The 20,341-nt window shown below is 51.4% G+C and carries 11 protein-coding genes; 5 read left to right on the forward strand and 6 right to left on the reverse strand.

The annotated features are described in order from the left end of the window. Positions 1–8 precede the first annotated feature (8 nt). Positions 9–2,354: a glycoside hydrolase family 3 N-terminal domain-containing protein gene (locus tag FW767_RS06265; protein ID WP_121698497.1), complete on the forward strand. Its 2,346-nt coding sequence runs from the start codon at positions 9–11 to the stop codon at positions 2,352–2,354. Between the two features lie 176 nt (positions 2,355–2,530). Here FW767_RS06265 and FW767_RS06270 read toward each other — a convergent pair whose 3' ends face one another. Together FW767_RS06270 and FW767_RS06275 are read right to left on the reverse strand one after the other, a co-directional pair. Next, complete coding sequence (locus FW767_RS06270; RefSeq protein ID WP_121698496.1) at positions 2,531–3,289, reverse strand: hypothetical protein; 759 nt, start codon at positions 3,287–3,289, stop codon at positions 2,531–2,533. 45 nt (positions 3,290–3,334) lie between these two features. Next, positions 3,335–4,129: a DUF4886 domain-containing protein gene (locus FW767_RS06275; RefSeq protein WP_150980411.1), complete on the reverse strand. Its 795-nt coding sequence runs from the start codon at positions 4,127–4,129 to the stop codon at positions 3,335–3,337. Positions 4,130–4,433: 304 nt separating this feature from the next. On the opposite strand from FW767_RS06275, the gene FW767_RS06280 reads away from it, so the two are divergent. The 4 genes from FW767_RS06280 to FW767_RS06295 all read left to right on the forward strand — a co-directional run bounded on the left by FW767_RS06280 (position 4,434) and on the right by FW767_RS06295 (position 10,780). Further along, positions 4,434–6,449, forward strand: a complete 2,016-nt coding sequence (locus FW767_RS06280; protein ID WP_121698495.1) for an alpha amylase C-terminal domain-containing protein — start codon at positions 4,434–4,436, stop codon at positions 6,447–6,449. Positions 6,450–6,462: 13 nt separating this feature from the next. Beyond that, positions 6,463–7,596 carry a dipeptide epimerase gene (locus tag FW767_RS06285; RefSeq protein WP_121698494.1) on the forward strand — a complete coding sequence of 378 codons (1,134 nt, stop codon included), beginning with the start codon at positions 6,463–6,465 and terminating at the stop codon, positions 7,594–7,596. A gap of 247 nt (positions 7,597–7,843) precedes the next feature. After that, on the forward strand, positions 7,844–9,109 hold the full coding sequence (locus FW767_RS06290; RefSeq protein WP_121698493.1) for an ATP-binding protein: 1,266 nt from the start codon (positions 7,844–7,846) through the stop codon (positions 9,107–9,109). 138 nt (positions 9,110–9,247) lie between these two features. After that, positions 9,248–10,780 (forward strand): carboxylesterase/lipase family protein, encoded by a 1,533-nt coding sequence (locus FW767_RS06295; RefSeq protein WP_121698492.1) that lies wholly within the window; start codon positions 9,248–9,250, stop codon positions 10,778–10,780. Positions 10,781–10,860: 80 nt separating this feature from the next. On the opposite strand, the gene FW767_RS06300 is transcribed toward FW767_RS06295, so the two are convergent. The 4 genes from FW767_RS06300 to xyl3A form a co-directional block, all read right to left on the reverse strand. Next, positions 10,861–12,117: a glycoside hydrolase family 71/99-like protein gene (locus tag FW767_RS06300; RefSeq protein WP_121698491.1), complete on the reverse strand. Its 1,257-nt coding sequence runs from the start codon at positions 12,115–12,117 to the stop codon at positions 10,861–10,863. Then, positions 12,114–14,132, reverse strand: a complete 2,019-nt coding sequence (locus FW767_RS06305; protein WP_121698490.1) for a family 43 glycosylhydrolase — start codon at positions 14,130–14,132, stop codon at positions 12,114–12,116. Before FW767_RS06305 ends, FW767_RS06300 begins: the two co-directional genes overlap by 4 nt. A gap of 36 nt (positions 14,133–14,168) precedes the next feature. Next, the gene (locus tag FW767_RS06310) at positions 14,169–17,378 is read right to left on the reverse strand and encodes a glycoside hydrolase family 2 protein (RefSeq protein WP_121698489.1); all 3,210 of its coding nucleotides are present in this window, start codon (positions 17,376–17,378) and stop codon (positions 14,169–14,171) included. A 144-nt stretch (positions 17,379–17,522) separates the two neighbouring features. Then, positions 17,523–20,138, reverse strand: coding sequence for a xylan 1,4-beta-xylosidase (gene xyl3A, locus FW767_RS06315; protein WP_121698488.1), 2,616 nt, complete (start codon positions 20,136–20,138; stop codon positions 17,523–17,525). Positions 20,139–20,341: the final 203 nt, after the last annotated feature.

The raw sequence follows: 20,341 nt of genomic DNA on the forward strand, positions 1-20,341 counted from the left end.
CAACTTAAATGAAACTATCTAAATTTATAGCCTGCGCGGCTGTTTGCGCATTCTCTCTTCAGGCAAGTGCCGTCGAGCCGGTCATACCGCGCGACGACGCCATGGAAAAACGCATTGACCAACTGCTCAAAACACTTACACTCGAAGAAAAGATAGGCCAGATGACCGAGTTGACCCTCGGAGTGCTCGACGGGCCTTACGACCCTGCCCAGCGCGACAATCTCACCATACCTCCCGCCGCGCTCGAACGTGTCATAGGCCAGCACAAGGTCGGCTCCATACTTAATGTAGCCGACATAGCTCTCACACCCGAGCAATGGTACGAGATCGTATCGCAAATTCAGGACTATTCGATGAAGACCATCGGCGTACCCTGCATATACGGCCTTGACATGAACCATGGTGCAAGCTATACGCTCGGAGCCACCCTCTTTCCCCAAAACATAAATATGGGAGCTACATTTAACCGCGACCTCGCACACCGAGGAGGCGAAATAACAGCTTACGAGACACGTGCCAGCGATGTACCGTGGACCTACAACCCCACGGTAGACCTCGGTCGCGATCCACGTTGGCCGCGTATCTGGGAAAACTACGGTGAAGACGCCTACCTGAGCGCACAGATGGGAAGCGCAACCGTGCTCGGCATGCAGGGTCCCGATCCCAACCGCATTGACCGCTTCCACATTGCCGCCAATCTCAAGCACTTCATGGGCTACGGTGTTCCGGTAAGCGGCAAAGACCGCACCCACTCGTCAATCGGCGAGCAGGAGATGCGCGAAAAGCACTTCGCCCCCTATCTCGAAGCCATAACGAACGGCAAGGCTCTATCGATAATGGTCAACTCCACTACCAACAATGGTGTGCCCTTCCATGCCAACGCCCGCTACCTGACCCAATGGCTAAAAGATGAACTCAACTGGGACGGCCTTATCGTGACCGACTGGGCCGACATCAACAATCTCTACCAGCGTGAATACGTGGCTACCGACAAGAAAGACGCCATACGCATAGCCATAAACGCCGGCATAGACATGGCCATGGAGCCTTATGATGTCGACTTCTGCACTCTGCTCAAAGAACTGGTAGAAGAAGGCGAGGTGTCGATGAGCCGCATAGATGACGCTTGTGCCCGCGTGCTTCGCATGAAGATGCGTCTCGGCCTGTTTGAATACCCCAACACCGTTTATACCGACTACCCGCTGTTCGGCTCTGAAGAATTCGCCGCCGCATCCCGGCTGGCGGCCGAAGAGTCAATGGTGCTTTTGAAAAACGACAACGGCATCCTGCCCATAAAATCAGGCACAAAAATACTTGTCACAGGACCCAACGCCAACTCGATGCGTTCGCTCAACGGCGGATGGACCTACACATGGCAGGGTCAGTTTACCGACGCCATAGCCGACCGATACAACACCATCTATGAGGCTCTTGTAAACAAGTACGGCGCACAAAACATAATCTTCGAGCCCGGAGTAAAATACCTTGACTACCAATGGGGAGGCAATTTCGGTCCTGAAGACGCCTCAGGCATACCGGCAGCAGTAGAAAAAGCCAAGGATGCCGACATAATAGTGGCCTGCATCGGCGAAACAAGCTACTGCGAGACTCCCGGCAACATCAACGACCTAAACCTGTCAATAAATCAGACAGCACTTGTAAAACGTCTTGCCGCAACCGGCAAACCTGTCGTACTCATACTCAACGAAGGCCGTCCGCGACTGATCAACGACATAGTACCGCTGGCTGACGCCATTGTCGACATAATGCTGCCGGGCAACTACGGCGGTGACGCACTGGCCGACCTTCTTGCCGGCGACGCCAACTTCAGCGGACGCCTGCCCATCACATACCCCAAGCACAGCGCCGGCCTCATCACCTACGATTTCAAAAAAGGCGAGAGCAGCCAGACAATGTCGGGAGCATATAACTATGACGCAGTGGTTGACGTTCAATGGCTCTTCGGCACCGGCATGAGCTACACCACGTTCAAGTACGGCAACCTGCGCGTAAACAAACCCGAATTCAAAGCCGGCGACCAACTGATATTCAACGTCGAAGTCACAAACACCGGAAAGGTAGCCGGCAAAGAGAGCGTGTTGCTCTTCTCAAGCGACGTGGTGGCATCGACTTCTCCTGACGTGCGCCGCTTGCGACAGTTCGAGAAAATCGACCTGCAGCCCGGCGAAACCAAGACCGTCAGCCTTAAAGTACCGGCCAACGATCTTGCCTTTGTAGGCTACGACGAAAAGTGGATTCTCGAAAAAGGCGACTTCCGCATTCAGGTAGGCGACCAAGTCATCACAGTCCGCGCAACCGAGACCAAAAAGTGGGACACCCCCAACCGCAACTGACCAAGCCATACAGCGGCAATGCAAAGGCCGGCTGAACCGTTAAACACAGTCTTTCCCTGATTACGGGTCGCAGTCAGACGCCGTGATACTGGCGTCCCCACCACAAACACAGCCGCATATACAATAAAGAACAGGCTCATGAAGCAACTTTCATGAGCCTGTTCTTTATATATACTTTAGCCTTTAGAGCCGGTCAACAGATCGTACATCCTGCCATAAGCGGCGGCATGCAACAGTGTCAGCAAAGCGTCCCTTTCAACAGGAATGTGTCCGCGCCTTGCATCCCAGTATGTAGATATATCAGGATAATCACCATACATTGTTCTGACTGACTCACTTATTATATTTATACAGTCGTTTACGGCAGAGTCTGATTCGCCAAGATGATCATCGGCTATCTCCAGCTTATCGGCAGGGACATCATCATATATAACTGCATTAGGATCGATTTTTAAATCCAGATACTTCCTCACCGTTTCAATATCATAATGAAGCACACTCTTGTACAGCTCAACTTCCGCTCTGTCATAGCCTAAAGCCACTATGTCGTCTACGACATCCATTTTATCATAACGTACCGACATCGCATCCACATCAAAAAAATCGCCCATATAAGGAGCGAAATCAAAATCGGCTAAATCATAGCCGTATTCAGATGACCAAAAATCGGCAAGCTCGCGACACTGCTTAAGATTATCCTTATAAACACAGTCATCCAAAGGCAAGAAACCGCCACACTTGTCAAGCAATATCAAATTACAGGCCGTAACGGCGTAAAGAGGCAGAGGCACTGAACAAAATCCTACATTTTCCAGTATAGCCTTATCGAACCGCCCGTCGCGTAAAACCTCAATCGCACGCTTTGAAAGATTCTGCATCACATATGACATCAACCAGCCCGTGTTGTTGACTATGTATCGCTCTTTTCTTGTCATGACACAACTTACATCACTTCCGTGGGGATATTGTGCCCTTCACCGTTATCGCGCGATGTTTAACAATTGCAGATTATCGAGCACCGTCTGCTGCGCCACCTGCTGCAGGTATTCAGCCAATTCAGCGTCAAGTCCGGCAAAATAGGAGCTTTGATAAGGACACTGCACGATTGTCGTGTAAATTACATTTGCGGCCAGATAGCTGCCCGCTTTGGACGGATGAGAGCCATCAGGCCAGTAAAGCGTGGTGTAAGGCCTCTCCTTGCGAACCCTCATCCAAGCCAGTCCGACCGGAGCACACCATGCGTCATTTTCATAAGCCATTTCCAGATAACTTGTAGCAAGCCGATGCTGCATTCCTTCGTAAGTATCTATTATGGGGTAATTTTTAATCCGGTGCAGAGTCCCGTATTTATGGCCCCATGTCATATAGAATATGACTTTCGCATCAGGGTTATAACGCTTCACAATGCTGTCGAGGCGTGCGGCATCGAGATAGGTATTTTCAGCGACTACACGGGTAGGGCCGGCAGGAGCCGTACTTTGTTCCTGAAGTATGACATAATCCCAGTTACCACGCTCAATGGCCTTCACAAGTTCGCCATTCTGCAGATGCCTTTTAAGCGTACATCCCCCGGGTGCAAAAACAGTGGGAGATATCGCTATCTTCTGATCCTGACCGACATGAGCGGCTATTTCACGGACCATATTGTACATCTCGCGGTAATACGTATAACTGTTACCTATAAAAAGCACCTGCAATGAATCGGGTTTCTGATTGGCCGAAAGCGATAGATTGACCAGTACTATGGCAAAAAACAAAAAAACTCTCTTTCCCATAATCAATTTTATCATATACAAATATAAAGATTAAAAATCATTCTATCTGAAAAATTGTTATCAAAGGAAATGTTATTTGCAAAATAGGCGCATTGTCGTTATCTTTGACAAAGTCTTAGATACTCCCGCTCGGCAAAACCCAAATAAATTTGGTTTTGCGCTCGGCTTGTTCGTATCTTTGACAAAGTCTTAGATACTTTCGCTCGGCAAAACTCAAATAAATTTGGTTTTGCGCTCGGCTTATTCGTATCTTTGCTCATAATGCTTTATGCACTTTAAATTTTAATTTAATCTCTTTGTACTCATGGGAACATTAGCCATCATCAAGAATGACCCTTGGTTAAAACCGTTTGCCGCCGCCATTGAAGGACGACATCAGGACGCAATCAATAAGGAACGGGAACTGATTGCCGCCGAAGGCTCGCTGAAAGCGTTTGCCAACGCTTACAATTATTTCGGGCTTCACCGTACCGACACAGGATGGGTATTTCGCGAATGGGCGCCAAACGCCACAGGCATCACCCTTGTAGGCGACTTCTCAGGATGGAAAGAATACCGTAAGTACGCCCTTAAACCCAAAGCCGGAGGCGTATGGGAGATTAAACTGAAAAAAGATGACCTGCACCACGGCGACCTATATAAAATGGTCGTATGCTGGGAAGGAGGATGCGGAGAGCGCATACCGGCCTATGCCACCCGCGTCGTGCAGGACGAACAGAGCAAAATCTTCTCCGCCCAAGTATGGGCACCAGAAACACCCTACAAGTGGAAAGTCAAAAAATTCACTCCCGATACCAAGCCCCTGCTTATATACGAGTGTCACATAGGCATGGCACAGGAGCGCGAGGGAGTGGGTTCGTACACGGAATTTAGAGAAAAAGTGTTGCCGCGCGTAGTAGCCGACGGCTACAACACCATACAGATAATGGCCATACAGGAGCACCCCTATTATGGCTCGTTCGGCTATCATGTGTCGAGTTTTTATGCTCCGTCAAGTCGCTTCGGTACACCCGAGGAGCTGAAAGCCCTTATCGATGCGGCCCACGAAGCCGGCATAGCCGTAATCATGGACATCGTACACTCTCACGCCGTTAAAAATGAAGTCGAAGGCCTCGGACGCCTTGACGGAAGCTACGACCAGTACTTTTACGGCGACAGCCGCCGCGAGCATCCGGCTTGGGATTCATTGTGCTTCGACTACGGCAAAAATCAGGTGATTCACTTCCTGCTGTCCAACTGCAAGTACTGGCTCGAAGAATTCAAGTTTGACGGCTTCCGATTCGACGGCGTCACGTCCATGTTGTATTACAGCCACGGACTCGGACAGGCATTCGGCTCTTATGACGACTACTACAACGGGGGTCAGGACACAAATGCCATAACCTACCTGACACTCGCCAACAAACTCATACATGAAGTAAACCGCCGCGCCATAACCATAGCAGAGGAGATGAGCGGCATGCCCGGCCTCGCGACTCCGTTCAAAGCGGGCGGCATAGGCTTCGACTACCGCATGGCTATGGGCATACCTGACTACTGGATCAAGATGCTCAAAGAGAAAAAGGACGAGGACTGGCATCCGACATCCATATACTGGGAGCTCACCAACCGACGGGCCGACGAAAAGACCATCAGCTACGTAGAGAGCCACGACCAAGCCCTTGTAGGCGACAAGACGGTAATATTCCGCCTTATAGACGACCAGATGTACTGGCACATGACCAAAGGCGATGACAACGCCACCGTAAACCGCGGCATAGCCATGCACAAGATGATACGCCTCGTCACCCTCGCCACCATAAACGGCGGCTATCTTAACTTCATGGGCAACGAATTCGGTCATCCGGAGTGGATTGACTTCCCCCGCGAAGGCAACGGCTGGAGCTACAAGTATGCCCGCCGCCAGTGGGATCTCGTAGACCGCAAAGAATTGCGTTATTGCGAGCTCAACGACTTCGACAACGCCATGATACGACTTGTGGGCGATGTATACGACTTCCAAGCACTCCCTGTTGAAAAACTGTGGGACAAAGATGACGACCAAGTACTTGCGTTCAAACGCGGTGACCTCGTATTTGTATTCAACTGGGCTCCGTTCAAGTCCTACGACGGCTACGGGTTCCTTGCTCCGGAAGGTGAATATGAGGTAGTATTGTCAAGCGACAGCAAAGAGTTTGGCGGCTTCGGCAACATTGACGAAGGCATACACCACTTCACACAGCCCGACCCGCTATATTCCCCCGACAGCAAAGGATGGCTCAAGCTATACCTGCCCGCACGCACGTGTCAGGTACTCCGCCTTATAAGTCACAAAAAATAACAATTAATTAACGATGGACCGACGTCACTTCCTTAAAAGCACGGCTCTCGCCGCCGTTGCCATGGCCACTCCGCGATGGCTGATATCGGCTCCTTCGTCACCTACCAAAGAACGTAATTTCACAGGCCGGCTACAACTTTCGTTTGTTCCCTATGAACTGAAATTGCGCCATTCATTCAATCTTGCACGTTCAAGCCGCACCACAACGCCCGACGTTCTGGTGCGGCTCCAATACGACGGAGTCACCGGTTACGGTGAGGCCTCCATGCCTCCTTATCTCGGCGAGAGCGTCAAGTCGGTCACTGATTATCTGGCGTCACTCGACCTTTCGCAGTTCAACGATCCGTTTCGAATGGATGATATACACGAATATCTCGATTCGGTAGCTCCCGACAACCGTGCCGCCAAAGCTTCGGTCGACATAGCGCTACACGACCTTGTAGGCAAACTTGTCGGCGCGCCGTGGTATAAACTGTGGGGACTGTCGCCCGAAAAAGCTCCTGACACCTCTTTTACAATAGGCATCGACATCCCCGATATAGTAAGAGTAAAGATATCGGAAGCCGCCCCTTACAACATATTAAAGGTAAAAATGGGGCTTGACCGCGACATGGAGACAGTAGAGATAATACGTGAAAGCACCGACAGGCCCATATGCGTGGATGTAAATCAAGGATGGACCGACAAACACAAGGCTCTCGAGATGTGTAACTGGCTTGCCGAACGCAACTGCCTTTTCGTAGAACAGCCCATGCCCAAAGAAATGATCGACCAGACGGCATGGCTGCGCGAACGCTCGCCGCTGCCCATCGTGGCCGACGAGTTTCTGCAACGTCTTGACGACGTACGTCGTGCTTACGGAGTATATGACGCCATAAATATCAAGCTTATGAAGAGCACAGGCATGCGCGAGGCAAAACAGATGGCCGAGCTGGCCCGGGCTCTCGGCATGGACGTCATGCTCGGATGCATGACCGAGACATCATGCGCCATCTCGGCCGCATCACAACTGGCGCCTCTTGCCAAGTGGGCCGACCTCGACGGCAACCTCCTCATAACCAACGACTGCTTCGACGGCGCCAAAATCATCAACGGCAAAGTCACCATCCCCGCCGACCGCCCCGGCATCGGCGCTCTTCCCGTCTGAATTGACGCTCCAAACCGACCGAGAAGAAATGCAATTGCCGAATGTAAGGTGGCCAAATTGCCGAATAGAAAGCAGCCAACTTGCCGAACAGAAAACGGCCAACTTGCCGAACAGAAAGCAGCCAACTTGCCGAACAGAAAGCAGCCAACTTGCCGAACAGAAAGCAGCCAACTTGTCGAATAGAAAGCAGCCAACTTGCCGAATTGGAAAATATTCATTACCTTTATGCCAGATAATATTCAGAGATATGGGAACTTACAAACCTCGGATAGCCGATAAAATATTAGCTGACAAATTAGAGTCAGCCGGCGGCGTACTTATACAAGGGCCGAAATGGTGTGGCAAAACCACGACCGCCGAACAGCACGCACAAAGCGTGCTTTACATGTCCGATATCGAGAATATGGAGATGGCTCAGGTCGGAGTCAAAAACCTGCTACAAGGAGCGACTCCGCGTCTCGTAGACGAGTGGCAGGTAGCGCCACAATTGTGGGATGCGGCACGCCATGAAATCGATCACCGCCACGAAGAAGGACAATTCATATTCACGGGCTCGGCCGTTCCTGCCGATTCATCTAAAATAGTACACACCGGGACAGGACGATTTTCCCGTATGAATATGCGCACCATGAGCCTCTTTGAATCAGGCGACTCCAACGGCGGTATATCGCTTGAACAACTGTTTGATAACGCTGGAGAAGACATTTTCGCACAGACTGACATTGACATAAACCGGCTCGCCTATCTTACTTGCCGAGGCGGTTGGCCATCGTCAATAAAGATGACCGAGCGCAACTCTCTTACCCAAGCTTATGACTACGTAGATGCTGTAATATCGTCAGATATAAGCCGGGTTGACGGGGTAAACCGTGATCCGGCCAAAGCGAGCCGCATACTGCGCTCTCTGGCCCGTAATCAGGGTTGCCCGTTATCAATCAGCTCAATACGCGACGACATAAAAGGCAATGAGACATCAACTATCAGCGATGACACGATAGCCTCTTATATAAATGCGCTCAAAGAGATATTTGTCGTGGACGACGTGCGCGCATGGAATCCCAACCTCCGTTCACGGACGGCAATACGCACTTCCGACACCCGATATTTCGTTGATCCGTCGATAGCCACAGCCGCCCTCGGCATAGGCCCAAAGGCACTGCTGAAAGACCTGAGCACATTCGGCCTGATACTGGAAACATTGTGCATAAGAGACCTGCGCGTATATGCGTCGGTGATGAACGGGGAAGTGTATCACTACCGCGACAAATCAGGACTTGAATGTGACGCGGTGGTTCATCTTCGCGACGGACGCTACGGCCTTGTCGAGATAAAACTCGGCGGCGAGAACGCCATAGAATACGGGGCATCTACATTGAAAAATCTATGTGCGAAAATCGACACCGACAAGATGTCGGCTCCGGCATTTGCAATGATACTTGTCGGAGTGGGCAAATATGCCTACCGGCGTCTCGACGGAATATTGGTAGTGCCTGTCGGCACTCTGCGCGAATAGGTTTTTCATGCCGTAACTGCATGCAGTTAACATCAGCTACTATAATTTGTTACAATCGTTCATCCACGACATTGAGAAAATGCGATAACTTTGCATCAGAATTAACAAATTACGTAATTAACCAAGACCTGAAAACCAATGAAAAAGTTTTTATTAGCCGTCGTGGCGGCTATGGTTATCGGCTCTAATGCCGATGCCTTGATACTGCGCACGACAGTAACACAAGGTGAGATTGAGGGAGTAGAGCATGAAGGAGCGGCTCTATACAAAAAAATCCCATATGCAGAGGCTCCCGTAGGAAATCTGCGCTGGAAAGCACCTGTACCCAAAAAGCCGTGGGAAGGCGTGTATAAATCAGATTCATGGGGCAATCGTCCGCCACAGCACACCGATCCAAACCAAAGCGGCGGCGACATACCCATGAGCGAGGACTGCCTGTACCTGAGCGTGACGACACCGGCAAAAAGCAAAGACGAAAAACTTCCGGTATTTGTAATGATACATGGCGGAGGCTTTGTAAGCGGTTCATATATCGGCACACAGGAGAGTTTTGTCAACGAAGGCATAATCTATGTGAGCATCGAATACCGTCTCGGAGCGCTCGGCTTCATGAGCCATCCCGAACTCGGTAAAGAATCAGGCAACGGTCTGTCGGGCAACTACGGCATACTCGACCAGATAACCGCACTCAAGTGGATACATGAAAATATCGGTGCATTTGGCGGCGACCCGGAAAAAGTCACCATAGCCGGCGAGTCGGCCGGAGGCATATCGGTCAGCATACTGTGTGGATCGCCTCTGTGCAAAGGCCTGTTCAGGGGCGCCATCTGTGAGAGCGGAAGCTCGTTCTGGCCCGTGGCCGAAGAGCGCAACGGCAACACGGCCATGTGCACTCTTGCAGGAGCTGAAAAAGCCGGAGTGGAGTTTCAGAAACGTTTCGGCAAGAAAAACATCAAACAGATGAGATCGGTCGACGCACAAAGCATAGTCGACAGCACAAAGATGGAAGACTTCTGGCCTATAGTCGACGGATATGTCATAACCGACGATCAGTACAAGCTCTATGAAGCCGGCAAGTACAATGACGTAAACGTCATAGTGGGCAGTAACTCCGACGAGGGCTCGATATTTGCCTTCCCCATGCCTGTTGAGTACTATCAAAACCGCATACGCTCTATATACGGCGACTGGGCCGACAGACTTCTCAGCCTATACCCCGCTACCAATCCCGAAGAGGTGTACTTCGCACAGTCCGACATATTCCGCGACGGGTCGTTTGCATGGGGCACCTATGCGTGGGCCAATCTTCAGAGCCGTACCGGTAAAGGCAAAGTATATGTATACTACTTCGATCAAGACTCCGAAAACACCATAATGCGCAGCCGACGCGGCGGAGCAAGCCATGTAGCCGAAATGCCGTTTATATACGGCTACACATTCCGCGGCAAGATGAGCGAAATCGACAACCACATGCTACAGATTATGTCGCGCTACTGGATAAACTTCACAAAAACGGGAAATCCCAACTCCGAGGCACTCCCCTACTGGACTCCTTACGAGCAAGACAAGAGCACGGTCATGATCATGCGCAACGGCTTCTACCTCGACCAAGTACCCAACAGACCGCAGATAGACTTCTTCGAGGAATTCTTTAAGAGCAAGCGCAAATAATAATACTGCGTTACCATAAAAAGATGTCCGGCACATCGCGTTTGCGATATGCCGGACACTTTTTTATACTTCGGTGCAGATCACCGTTTAGGCATAGTCTTGGAAAGGGGCTTCTCGTGGCGCAACATGCGTGCCGCCTCACCCGTGAGCCATAGATAGTGGTCGCTCGGCTTGCCGTCCATGCCGACAAACTCAATCTCCTTGCCTACCGGAGGATTGTCGGAGCACTTAAATATAGCGGTGCCCTCGTTGACCTCGTCAAACATGGCCACATACAGCATCGTGGCGCCGGCATTGAGCGCCGTGTATATCTGTTGCCAGTAGAAGCGTCCGCCCTGACGCGGTATAGAACCGGATGGCTTCACATCATCAGGAAACTCGAAGCGGCTCAGATTATGCCAGCTGAAACCGGGAGTAACAACAGGCACATATCCTATACCACGCTCGGCGCACCACTTCATATCGCCCATTATTACGTCGCGATAGCGGTCCATATCATTATGCAGCAGCGGAGTGAATCGCTGAACCATCCACGGCAGAACAATGTCGCACTTGGCAATGAGTTCATGCAGGTAGGGGTCGTTGACGCAATCGGCATTAAGGTCGCGCCAAAATGTAGGCACACCCACCATGACACTGCAACCGCCGTACTCAGGGTCATTTTTCAAGAAATCAATAAACCGTTCAAGTCCTATATTGCGTATGTTGTAGGGACGGTCGGGGAAACCGACACCCCATATGGTCACCAACGGCTTGCCGTTGTAAAACACGTATGTATTGTCGCCGTCAGGATTTGTGACACGCAAAGAGTCGACAAGATACTTCCAGTCATCGACAAGCATGGAGCAGTTGTCGGTGGCGGGGTTCAGTCCCGACAGGTCATACATGACACCTATTGCCCGGTCATATTTGCGGGCCGCCTCCATAGCATTGGCCAGTACATGGCTGCGCTTACGCGCATCAGGCTTTGCCGCACCCCAGAAACGCTGCATGAACACACCGTCGAGCCCATAGTCTTTCATCCATTTGAAGTGCAGGTCCACGGTACTTTTGTCATCAGACGAGAAAAAACGCGCACCGCTACCATCGGCATGCTTCAGCCCGGTAGGATATGTCTTCTCATATTCGCTGACATCAGGCCACATGTCGATGCGCACCTGTTTCTCATCTCCGAACCAAGTGCCTTTCTTAGGCTGATGAAACCAGCCTTGATAACCGGCCATAACAAGCCCGTCATATGACGGATACTTGGTTGTCCGGGAATGTTTGGTGCCGGCACAAAGTCCGGCCACAAACAACATCCCCATAAATAATGCGATTGCTCTCTTTATATTCATTTGCCTGTACGTTTTTCAGTTTCGAAACTCAATGTGAAATTCTCTATTGATATATCGCCGCGTTTTACGCGAAGTTCAAGGAAATGCTCTCCTGCCTGAAGAGGCAGCTCGAGCACCATATCCTGCCAACCGGTGGATGCCTTGTCGGGAAGATACTCGCCACGCATCGAGGTAAGATACTCTGCATCCTCCATCACGGCCAACCGCGAATTGGGTATACTCTGACGCAGCCTTATGCTGACTTTATATGTGCCGCGCTTCTCGACATTAATGCTGAAACGCAACCACTCTTCGGCGCCGAGTGTAACAAAATCGGCATCACGGGCCGGAGCCTTCTTGGAACAGGTGAAATAGCCCTTTGAATTCTTGCCTCTGTTATAATTGACCGCCGGCACAGTCAACGGAGCCGAAGCCAAAAGCGTGATAGGCGTCGACAGATAAGGTTCGCCCCATGTATTGACCATGGCTATGGACCCGTCGGGGTTATAAACAAGTTCGTCGAAGCACACCGAGCGCAGATTGCCGCGTCCGGAATAGTCGGCAGTATGGTAGAACTGGTACCACTTGTCTTTAAACTTGACTATAGACCCGTGGGTGGTATCGTGACCGTGGGCAAGCATATACACACCTTTGGGAGTGTAAGGTCCGAGAGGATCGTCGGCCACAGAATAGCGCAGATGATTGTTCTCGAAGTTATTGTCGGAATGGCTGAGATAATACTTGCCGTTGTACTTGTGTACCCACGGCGCCTCATGGAAGTCTTCAAACGCGCCGAGCTGTTTCATTTCACCGTCAAGCTTGGTCCAGTCATCTCTGCGCAGTTTACCTCCCCAACAGCCTTTGCCGCCACCGCCTACATATATATAGGGCTGACCGTCATCGTCGACAAACAGACAGGGGTCTATGACCGAGGGCACACCTTTGATGTAGCCTTTCGGATCAAAGGGTCCGGCCGGAGTGCGCGATGTAGCCACAAATATGCCCCATACATCCTCTACGTTTGACAGTTTGTGAGGATAGATGAAGTAATACAGACTGTCGGCAGGATTGTATCCGCAGTCGGGAGCCCACATAAAGCCGTCGGAACCGATGCCGGTAACGGCGTTGGATGTGGCAGCGTTCATGACCTCGCCGTGATCAGTCCAGTTGACAAGATCTTCAGTCGAGAAGATATGATAACGGTCCATGTAGTCGCATCCGCGCGGCGGCTCAAGGTCATGCGATGCATAGACATAAAGTACGTCGCGTCCGTCGATGTTCCATACCCGGGCCGACGGATCGGCAGTATAGAGCGCTCCTACAAGACCGCAGTCCTTCATAGGCGACGTGAAGTCAAGAAACAGCGGATTGTCGGTATACACCGATGTGCGCGGATAGTCAAATGACAGAGCCGAAGCAGGCTTTTTGTAGTCACCTACGCGTTCGAGAGCAAACCAATCGAAATTGATACCGCCCGCGGGCACCCACTTTATGACATGACGGCCCTTTGTCAGATATACGCCGTCGGTTGTATCGAGCGTATATGTATCCCATCCGTTGCCAGTGGCATAGAGCATCGAGCCGGCGGCATTGCCGTCAACCTCGAAATAGTATGGCGACCGGTCGTCAGACGCCGTACTTGCCGAAATACGGTACTCTCCCGGCTGAGCCACGTCTACCGTATAGCACAGCCAGTCTTTACCGGCCGAGACATTGCCTACAGACCATCCGTCGGCGGTCTTGCTGACCGACACGGCGACCTTGTCGCGGCGATACTCGTTGTCGCCGCCGTTGTTGAACGAATAAGCCTTACCGGCAGCTCCGCCGTCGAAGTCCTCGGCCTGAATTTTGGTCAGACCGCTTTTCATCACTTTCGGCACACCATTATAAGCCTTACCGGTATAACTTTTCAGAAATTTTCCGGGAGTCGTGCCGGAGTCGTAATAATCGTAGATGTATCCGTCGGGCACGGCACAAAAGCCTCCGAGAGACAATGACAAGGCCACTGCCGACAGCACTGTACGTTTTATTTTCATTGTATTTTAAATTTTATGGTTAAGTCTAAGATTGATTTATCGTGATTCGGGATTCACATAAGCCGCATTGAGCAGAGGCATGAAGTCGGCACGGTTATCGCAGTAGAAGAAGCCGTAGAAGTCATTGTTAAGATCATCGCGACGTACTTTGACGGTTATCTTGTTCCACCCCGATTTAAGCGGCAGTTCATGGAAACGGGCCTCGTTAAGGGCCTGCTTTACAGCCACCGGCCTGTCATTCACAGCAAGCTCGGCTTTTTTGCTCTTGACCTCAAAACTCAGTTTAGGCACATTAGGCTCAATCAGCAGATCATCGAGCGGACGCGGACTATAGGCATAGAACACGAGTTCTGCCATATCACCGCCGTTTTTGGCGAAATGCTCCTTGGCAGAAGCAGGCAACATGACCTTGCCGTCGCGGTGGAAGAAAACGTCGTTGGCATCAATCTCGCGCTGACGACACTGCACTCCGGCGTTGCCAAGCAGACGCGAAAGAGTATTGAAGCCCTTTTCAGAGTTGGCAAACTCAGTAAGCGTACTTACGTACATATCGGAAGTTTTGCCGGGATAACGTACGAAGACTGCCGTAGCTTCGGGACACTCGTTCTCGCTGCGCAGTACCGACGCCGTCTTGAGTTCCTCAGCGCGCTTGTTCCATTTGCGCCAGTCGGTACGGCAAGCGTCAAGAAGCACCTCTCCGTTATCGACAAACCGGCCCGACAAAGCATTGCGTGACACATCGCCGACCTGAACCTCGCAGAAGTAGAAGTCGCTGTTGTTGAAGCCGCGGAGCCATGAACTCTGCACGGGTATAAACGACGAGCGCACGAGCGGAGTCACTTCAAGACGGTCAGGCAACAACGCCGACAGCGATTTGACAGCCTCCGGAGTCACGCCCCACAACCATACATCGGCGCCTTTGGCTTCCAGCCCCTTGATTTTCGCGATGTCATCAGCAGACACTGCCGACGATGCATCTACTATCACAAGAGCCGAAGCAGGCTTCTTGATGCGTGCACTCCATATAACACCCTGTTCGTCAAGAGTACGCTTGACATTGCCGTCGGCATCACCGAAAAACATCACCTCGCCATAAGGCTTGGCGGCATTGGCGGCCGGTGCCTCATAAACAGACTTATCAACTTCGGCCCACTCGCTCCATGCCGGAGCTCCGGGAGCATTGGCAGCACGCAATGCCGCAAAAAGCGGCCACTCCTCATACAAGGGCAGACTTGGGTCATAACCGGGATTGAAAGTTGTGCAGTAAGGGCCTACGCGCTCGGGCTGAACACCGGGAACACCCTCGACATATTCACCGAAGAATATACCGTCATCCTCAAGCGACGGAGCCACAGTTATGTCGCGTTTGCCGAGAGGGAGCGGCTTTAGACCGTACCACGCCATATTGAATATGGTGCTGAAACTTGCTCCCATATTGCGTTGGTCAGCTATAAGATTATAACACTCGTTGGCAAGACCCTCCATGCGTCCGAGCTGCGATTCATATGCGCGTTCGCCATTGTATTTCGACACCTGCTCGGGAGTACCGTAATAGGCCATACTGTGCTCACCCATACCCCACGGCTTACCGATAGCCTTCCATCCGTTCATTGAATTTGTGTCTCCATAATGACCGACTGTCACAGGAAGTATGCCGTCGCCGTCATCTTCACCGTCTGACGAAATCCACGGACGCGTAGGGTCTATGTCGCGTACTATGTCGCGCCACTCCTCCCATGCCTTGACCTGCAACGGCATAAGGTCGGGACGGTTGTATACATAAAGTATTACGGGCTTGTTTTCGTTGCTGACCGACCAACCGAATACCGACGCATGGTTACGGTCGCGCTTCACGAAGCGTGACAGGTGATCCTTCGAGTGTTCCCAGAACTTGTCAGAGTCGAGTTTCGGACCTCCGTCAGAAGCCCAGTTGGCTGTCTCGTCGAGCACACATATGCCCATTTCATCAGCCATATCGAGATAAAAACGCGGATAGACCTGTGCATGAGGGCGCACAGCATTGCCGTTCATGTCCTTTATGGCCTTAAACCAAGCCCACGCGTAACGGCGCGTCATCTGGGGTATGCCTTGGAAGTGCCATGAGTCACTACGTAGAGCATACGGTTTGCCGTTAAGACACTGCTTGTCGCCTGCCAACGTCCACTGTCGCCATCCGAAACGCTCGTACTTTTTGTCAATGACATTCTTTTTGTCAGCCACATCGAGCACAAGGCCATACAGGTTAGGATGCTCGGGACTCCATAAGTTGAGCCTGCCGTCAACTTTCACCGACAGCGTGGTCTTTACCGAAGAGCCTGCCGGTACTGACACTTTAACGGGAGTTATCGCAAGGGCGCTTGCTCCGAGCATAGACTTGGGTTCGGGAGCCGAGTTTACGTCATTGCCGGCAAGATTGATCCACTGCCGCACATCACCGCCCAATGTCACATCGGCTTTCTTGGCCGTATTATTGGTAAGTTCAACTTCGACTTCCAGCAGATCTTTGTCAACAAGAGGTTTTACAAATACGTCACTCACCTGTATCTTGGGCATGGCAAGCAGATATACATCCTGCCATATACCGTTTATATGGTAGCCCCACATAGAGCCTGCCGGCACAATACGCCGGCCCACGGTCGAGTTGTCCTCAAAGAGCTTCTGGCTCCTCACACCTACAAGTACCTCGGCTTTCTCGCCGGGAGTGACTATGTCGGTCACGTCAAACGAGAACGGGAGAAACAGGTCAAAGTTCTCGCCTACTTTATGTCCGTTGACATACACCACAGCCTCTCCGGCAACGGCCTCGAAATACAACTTTATATCCTCTCCCGCCCAGTCGGCCGGCACGGTAAAGTCTTTTTTCAGCCATCCCATCAGTATGTCGTCCCACTCTGCGGGATATGACGGATAGTTGCGGTGGTCGGGGCCTTCAAGGTCGCGGTTGGCAAAACTGTTGATGTTCCACGGCGAAGGTATCTTTATCGGAGTCTTGCTCCATCCTGACGATACCGGAGCCGGCAGCTCCGGAGCCACTCCGGCCCCTTGCCTGTAGTCGGAGGGAGTCTTCACCGGTTGAAAATCCCAGTAACCGTTAAGACACAATTCCTGACGATAAGGTTGTTCCGCCTCGTTCACTATCCCTGTCGAAGGTGCAAACCGGAAGGGATAGGTGGTCTTCGCCACTGCGGAAACTGTGGAGAAGACCAGTGCGATAATGATTGAAATCGTTACTTTATTCTTTTTCATGATTGAAATAATGTTTGGTCTGTTTTTTTCGCAAAAGTCAGTTTACGCCCTTAATACTATATTAAATATTAAGTTAATTCATAAGAAAAGTCCCGTTTCATGCTGTTAAACATAAAACGGGACTCGTTTATAAAGCTATTGTTATTATTTTTTCAAGGTAAAGCTGAGTTTTTTCAGTAAAGCGTCATCGGAAGTGCCTCCATAAAGTATCTCATAATCGCCGGGCTTAACTTTCATTACTTCCTCCTCCCGGTCAAAAAACTCAAACGCAGCCGACGGCAAAGCAAACTCAACGCCTACAGTCTCGCCGGCACGTGTGGCTACGCGACGGAAGGCGCGCAACGATTTTTTAGGACCGTAAGGGTCCTGTAGATTTCTCACATAAACCTGCACAATCTCGTCGCCGTCCATCTGCCCGGCGTTAGTCACCGGCACGTTAAGCACAGCCACCGCTTCACCACCGTCAGCCAACGGCTTTATCGTGGCATCGCCATAGCTGAACTCGGAGTAGCCCAGTCCGTGACCGAAGGGGAACAGAGGCTTGCCCTCAAAGTAACGGTAAGTGCGGTTGTCCATATAATAATCCTCGAAGTCGGGAAGATCGCTTGTCGAAGCATAGAACGTCACAGGCAGACGACCTGACGGATTGCAGTCGCCGGCCAGCACATCGGCGATAGCCGTTCCGCCGGCCTCTCCGGGATAAAAGGCAGTGAGCACAGCATCGCAGTTTTCAGCGGCCCAAGGCATGGCCACAGCACTGCCCGAACACATGACAAACACCACAGGACGACCTGTCGCTTTAAGTGCCTGAAGCAAACGGTCCTGAACTGCAGGTAGCTCTATGGCCGTACGGTCGCCACCACGGAAGCCGTCAAGATGCACTCCCATCTCCTCTCCTTCAAGATGAGGCGAAAGACCGCCCACAAATATTATAGCGTCGGCATCGGCCACTTGCGAGGCCACACTCTTATAATCAAGGGGCACCCGCTCTCCGAGGTCAAATTTAAGGTCGGCCGAACCGTAAGCCTGATAATATTCAAGTACTATGTCATAACCGCGTCCTTTCTTGGCATCAAGCACATAAGTTATGTCGGACTTATGGCCTTCGCCCCACTCGTCTATCACGGGCTTGCCGTCAATCAACAGGCGGAAGCCGTCATCGCCTTCGACATGAAATGTGACCTCGCCCGACTCAGCCGGTACATAACGGCCCTCGAAACGCGCGCTGAAATTCACCACAGGTACATCGGGAGCAAAGGCGGTCTCACCGTTGTTGGTCAGGTTGAGCGGCTCACCGAAATAGGTAACACGCATAGGATCGCCATCAAGCGTTCTATTGTTCCAGAACGAAGCCTTCATGCCCTTGCGTCCGTCAGCCGACATCTTGTCAAACTCGCTAAGGGTTACCGTCTCGTCCACATAGTCACATCCTTTAAGATACACCACCTCTGTTTCGGGAAACTTGGAGCGTATGCCGTCAAGTATCGTCACAGATGACTTCGGGAAACCGTTGTAATTGCCCCACATCATAACAGAGTCATTGGCGTTTGGACCGAGAACCGCAATTTTTTTAATCCCGCGGTCAAGCGGAAGTGTGTTGTTGCGGTTGGTCATCATGACTATACTCTTGCGTGCCATCTCCAGCGCCTTGGCACGATGAGAGTCGCAGGCCACGAGAGAATCTGAAAGGCTCCACCACGGCGTAAGTTCGTCATCAAACAGATTGCCAAGCTGAAAACGTGCGCGCAACAGACGGAATACAGAACGGTCAAGGTCAGCCTCGTTCATAAGTCCGGCTTCGATACTACTCTTTATATCGGGATAGGCTCTGTCGCCGCACTCAAGGTCGTTGCCAGAAAGGAGAGCATCGGCGGCAGTCTCGAGCTTTGACTTGTGAGTGCCGTGACCGTAAGGCTCGCGGGTGAAAAAATCGCCGAGAGCGCCACAGTCCGATACCACCACGTCGTCATATCCCCAATCGTCACGCAATATTTTTTTCAACAATTTTTTATTTGAGCAGCAAGGTTCGTCCTCATACCGGTTGTAAGCACACATGACCTCCTTCACATGTCCGTCGACGACAGCCGCCTTAAAAGCCGGCAGGTAAGTCTCCCACAGATCTTCGACCGGTATATTGGTGGCGTTGTATGTATGGCGGTTCCACTCCGGACCGCTGTGGACAGCAAAGTGCTTGGCGCAGGCATGCAGTTTATCGTATTTGCCCGTGCCGTCGCCTTGAAGTCCGCGTATCACAGCCAGCCCCATACGAGAAGTAAGGTACGGGTCCTCGCCGTAGGTCTCCTGCCCGCGTCCCCATCTCGGATCACGGAATATATTTATATTCGGGGTCCAGTAAGTAAGTCCGCGATATTGTCCGCGCCGATTGTTGCGAACCGACTGGTTGTATTTTACACGCGCCTCGTCCGATACCATGTCGAATACTTCAGCCACCGCACCGTCATCAAACGTTGCGGCAAGAGCTATCGCCTGAGGAAACACAGTGGCGGTACCTGCACGGCCCACTCCGTGCAATGCCTCGTTCCACCAGTTGTACTCAGGTATGCCGAGACGCTCTATAGCAGGTGAATGATTGGTCATCATACTTATCTTCTCGTCAAGCGTAAGCCGCGAAAGCAGGTCGCGGGCACGCTCGTCGGCCGAGAGATCGGGATTTCGGTAAGGCTCGGTCTGTCCGGTCGCGTATTGCGCCGCAACCGCAAGCCCGAGAAACAAGATCGGTCTTACTAAATATTTAAACATACAATTGAATTTTGGTTTCTACAAATATAGTCATAATATTTCGAATCAATACAGTGTTTTAATAGCGTCAATGTAAAAATCATGCAGTCTAACGGACTCCCATGCATGTAAACGGAGTGCATTGCGGTGCCGCCTGTTATTGAAAACTGTGTCGCAAAAGCAAAATCACGGATATACCATGAACAGCCTTTGCGACACATTAC

Origin of the sequence: Heminiphilus faecis, from assembly GCF_008728965.1 — a bacterium.
In the GTDB taxonomy this organism is placed as follows: Bacteria; Bacteroidota; Bacteroidia; order Bacteroidales; family Muribaculaceae; genus Muribaculum; species Muribaculum faecis.

Coding starts and splice junctions, on each gene's coding strand:
- FW767_RS06295 (WP_121698492.1), top strand. CDS start 9,248: ATGAAAAAGTTTTTATTAGCCGTCGTGGCGGCTATGGTTATCGGCTCT.
- FW767_RS06265 (WP_121698497.1), top strand. CDS start 9: ATGAAACTATCTAAATTTATAGCCTGCGCGGCTGTTTGCGCATTCTCT.
- FW767_RS06280 (WP_121698495.1), top strand. CDS start 4,434: ATGGGAACATTAGCCATCATCAAGAATGACCCTTGGTTAAAACCGTTT.
- FW767_RS06300 (WP_121698491.1), bottom strand. CDS start 12,117: ATGAATATAAAGAGAGCAATCGCATTATTTATGGGGATGTTGTTTGTG.
- FW767_RS06285 (WP_121698494.1), top strand. CDS start 6,463: ATGGACCGACGTCACTTCCTTAAAAGCACGGCTCTCGCCGCCGTTGCC.
- FW767_RS06275 (WP_150980411.1), bottom strand. CDS start 4,129: ATGGGAAAGAGAGTTTTTTTGTTTTTTGCCATAGTACTGGTCAATCTA.
- xyl3A (WP_121698488.1), bottom strand. CDS start 20,138: ATGTTTAAATATTTAGTAAGACCGATCTTGTTTCTCGGGCTTGCGGTT.
- FW767_RS06310 (WP_121698489.1), bottom strand. CDS start 17,378: ATGAAAAAGAATAAAGTAACGATTTCAATCATTATCGCACTGGTCTTC.
- FW767_RS06305 (WP_121698490.1), bottom strand. CDS start 14,132: ATGAAAATAAAACGTACAGTGCTGTCGGCAGTGGCCTTGTCATTGTCT.
- FW767_RS06290 (WP_121698493.1), top strand. CDS start 7,844: ATGGGAACTTACAAACCTCGGATAGCCGATAAAATATTAGCTGACAAA.
- FW767_RS06270 (WP_121698496.1), bottom strand. CDS start 3,289: ATGACAAGAAAAGAGCGATACATAGTCAACAACACGGGCTGGTTGATG.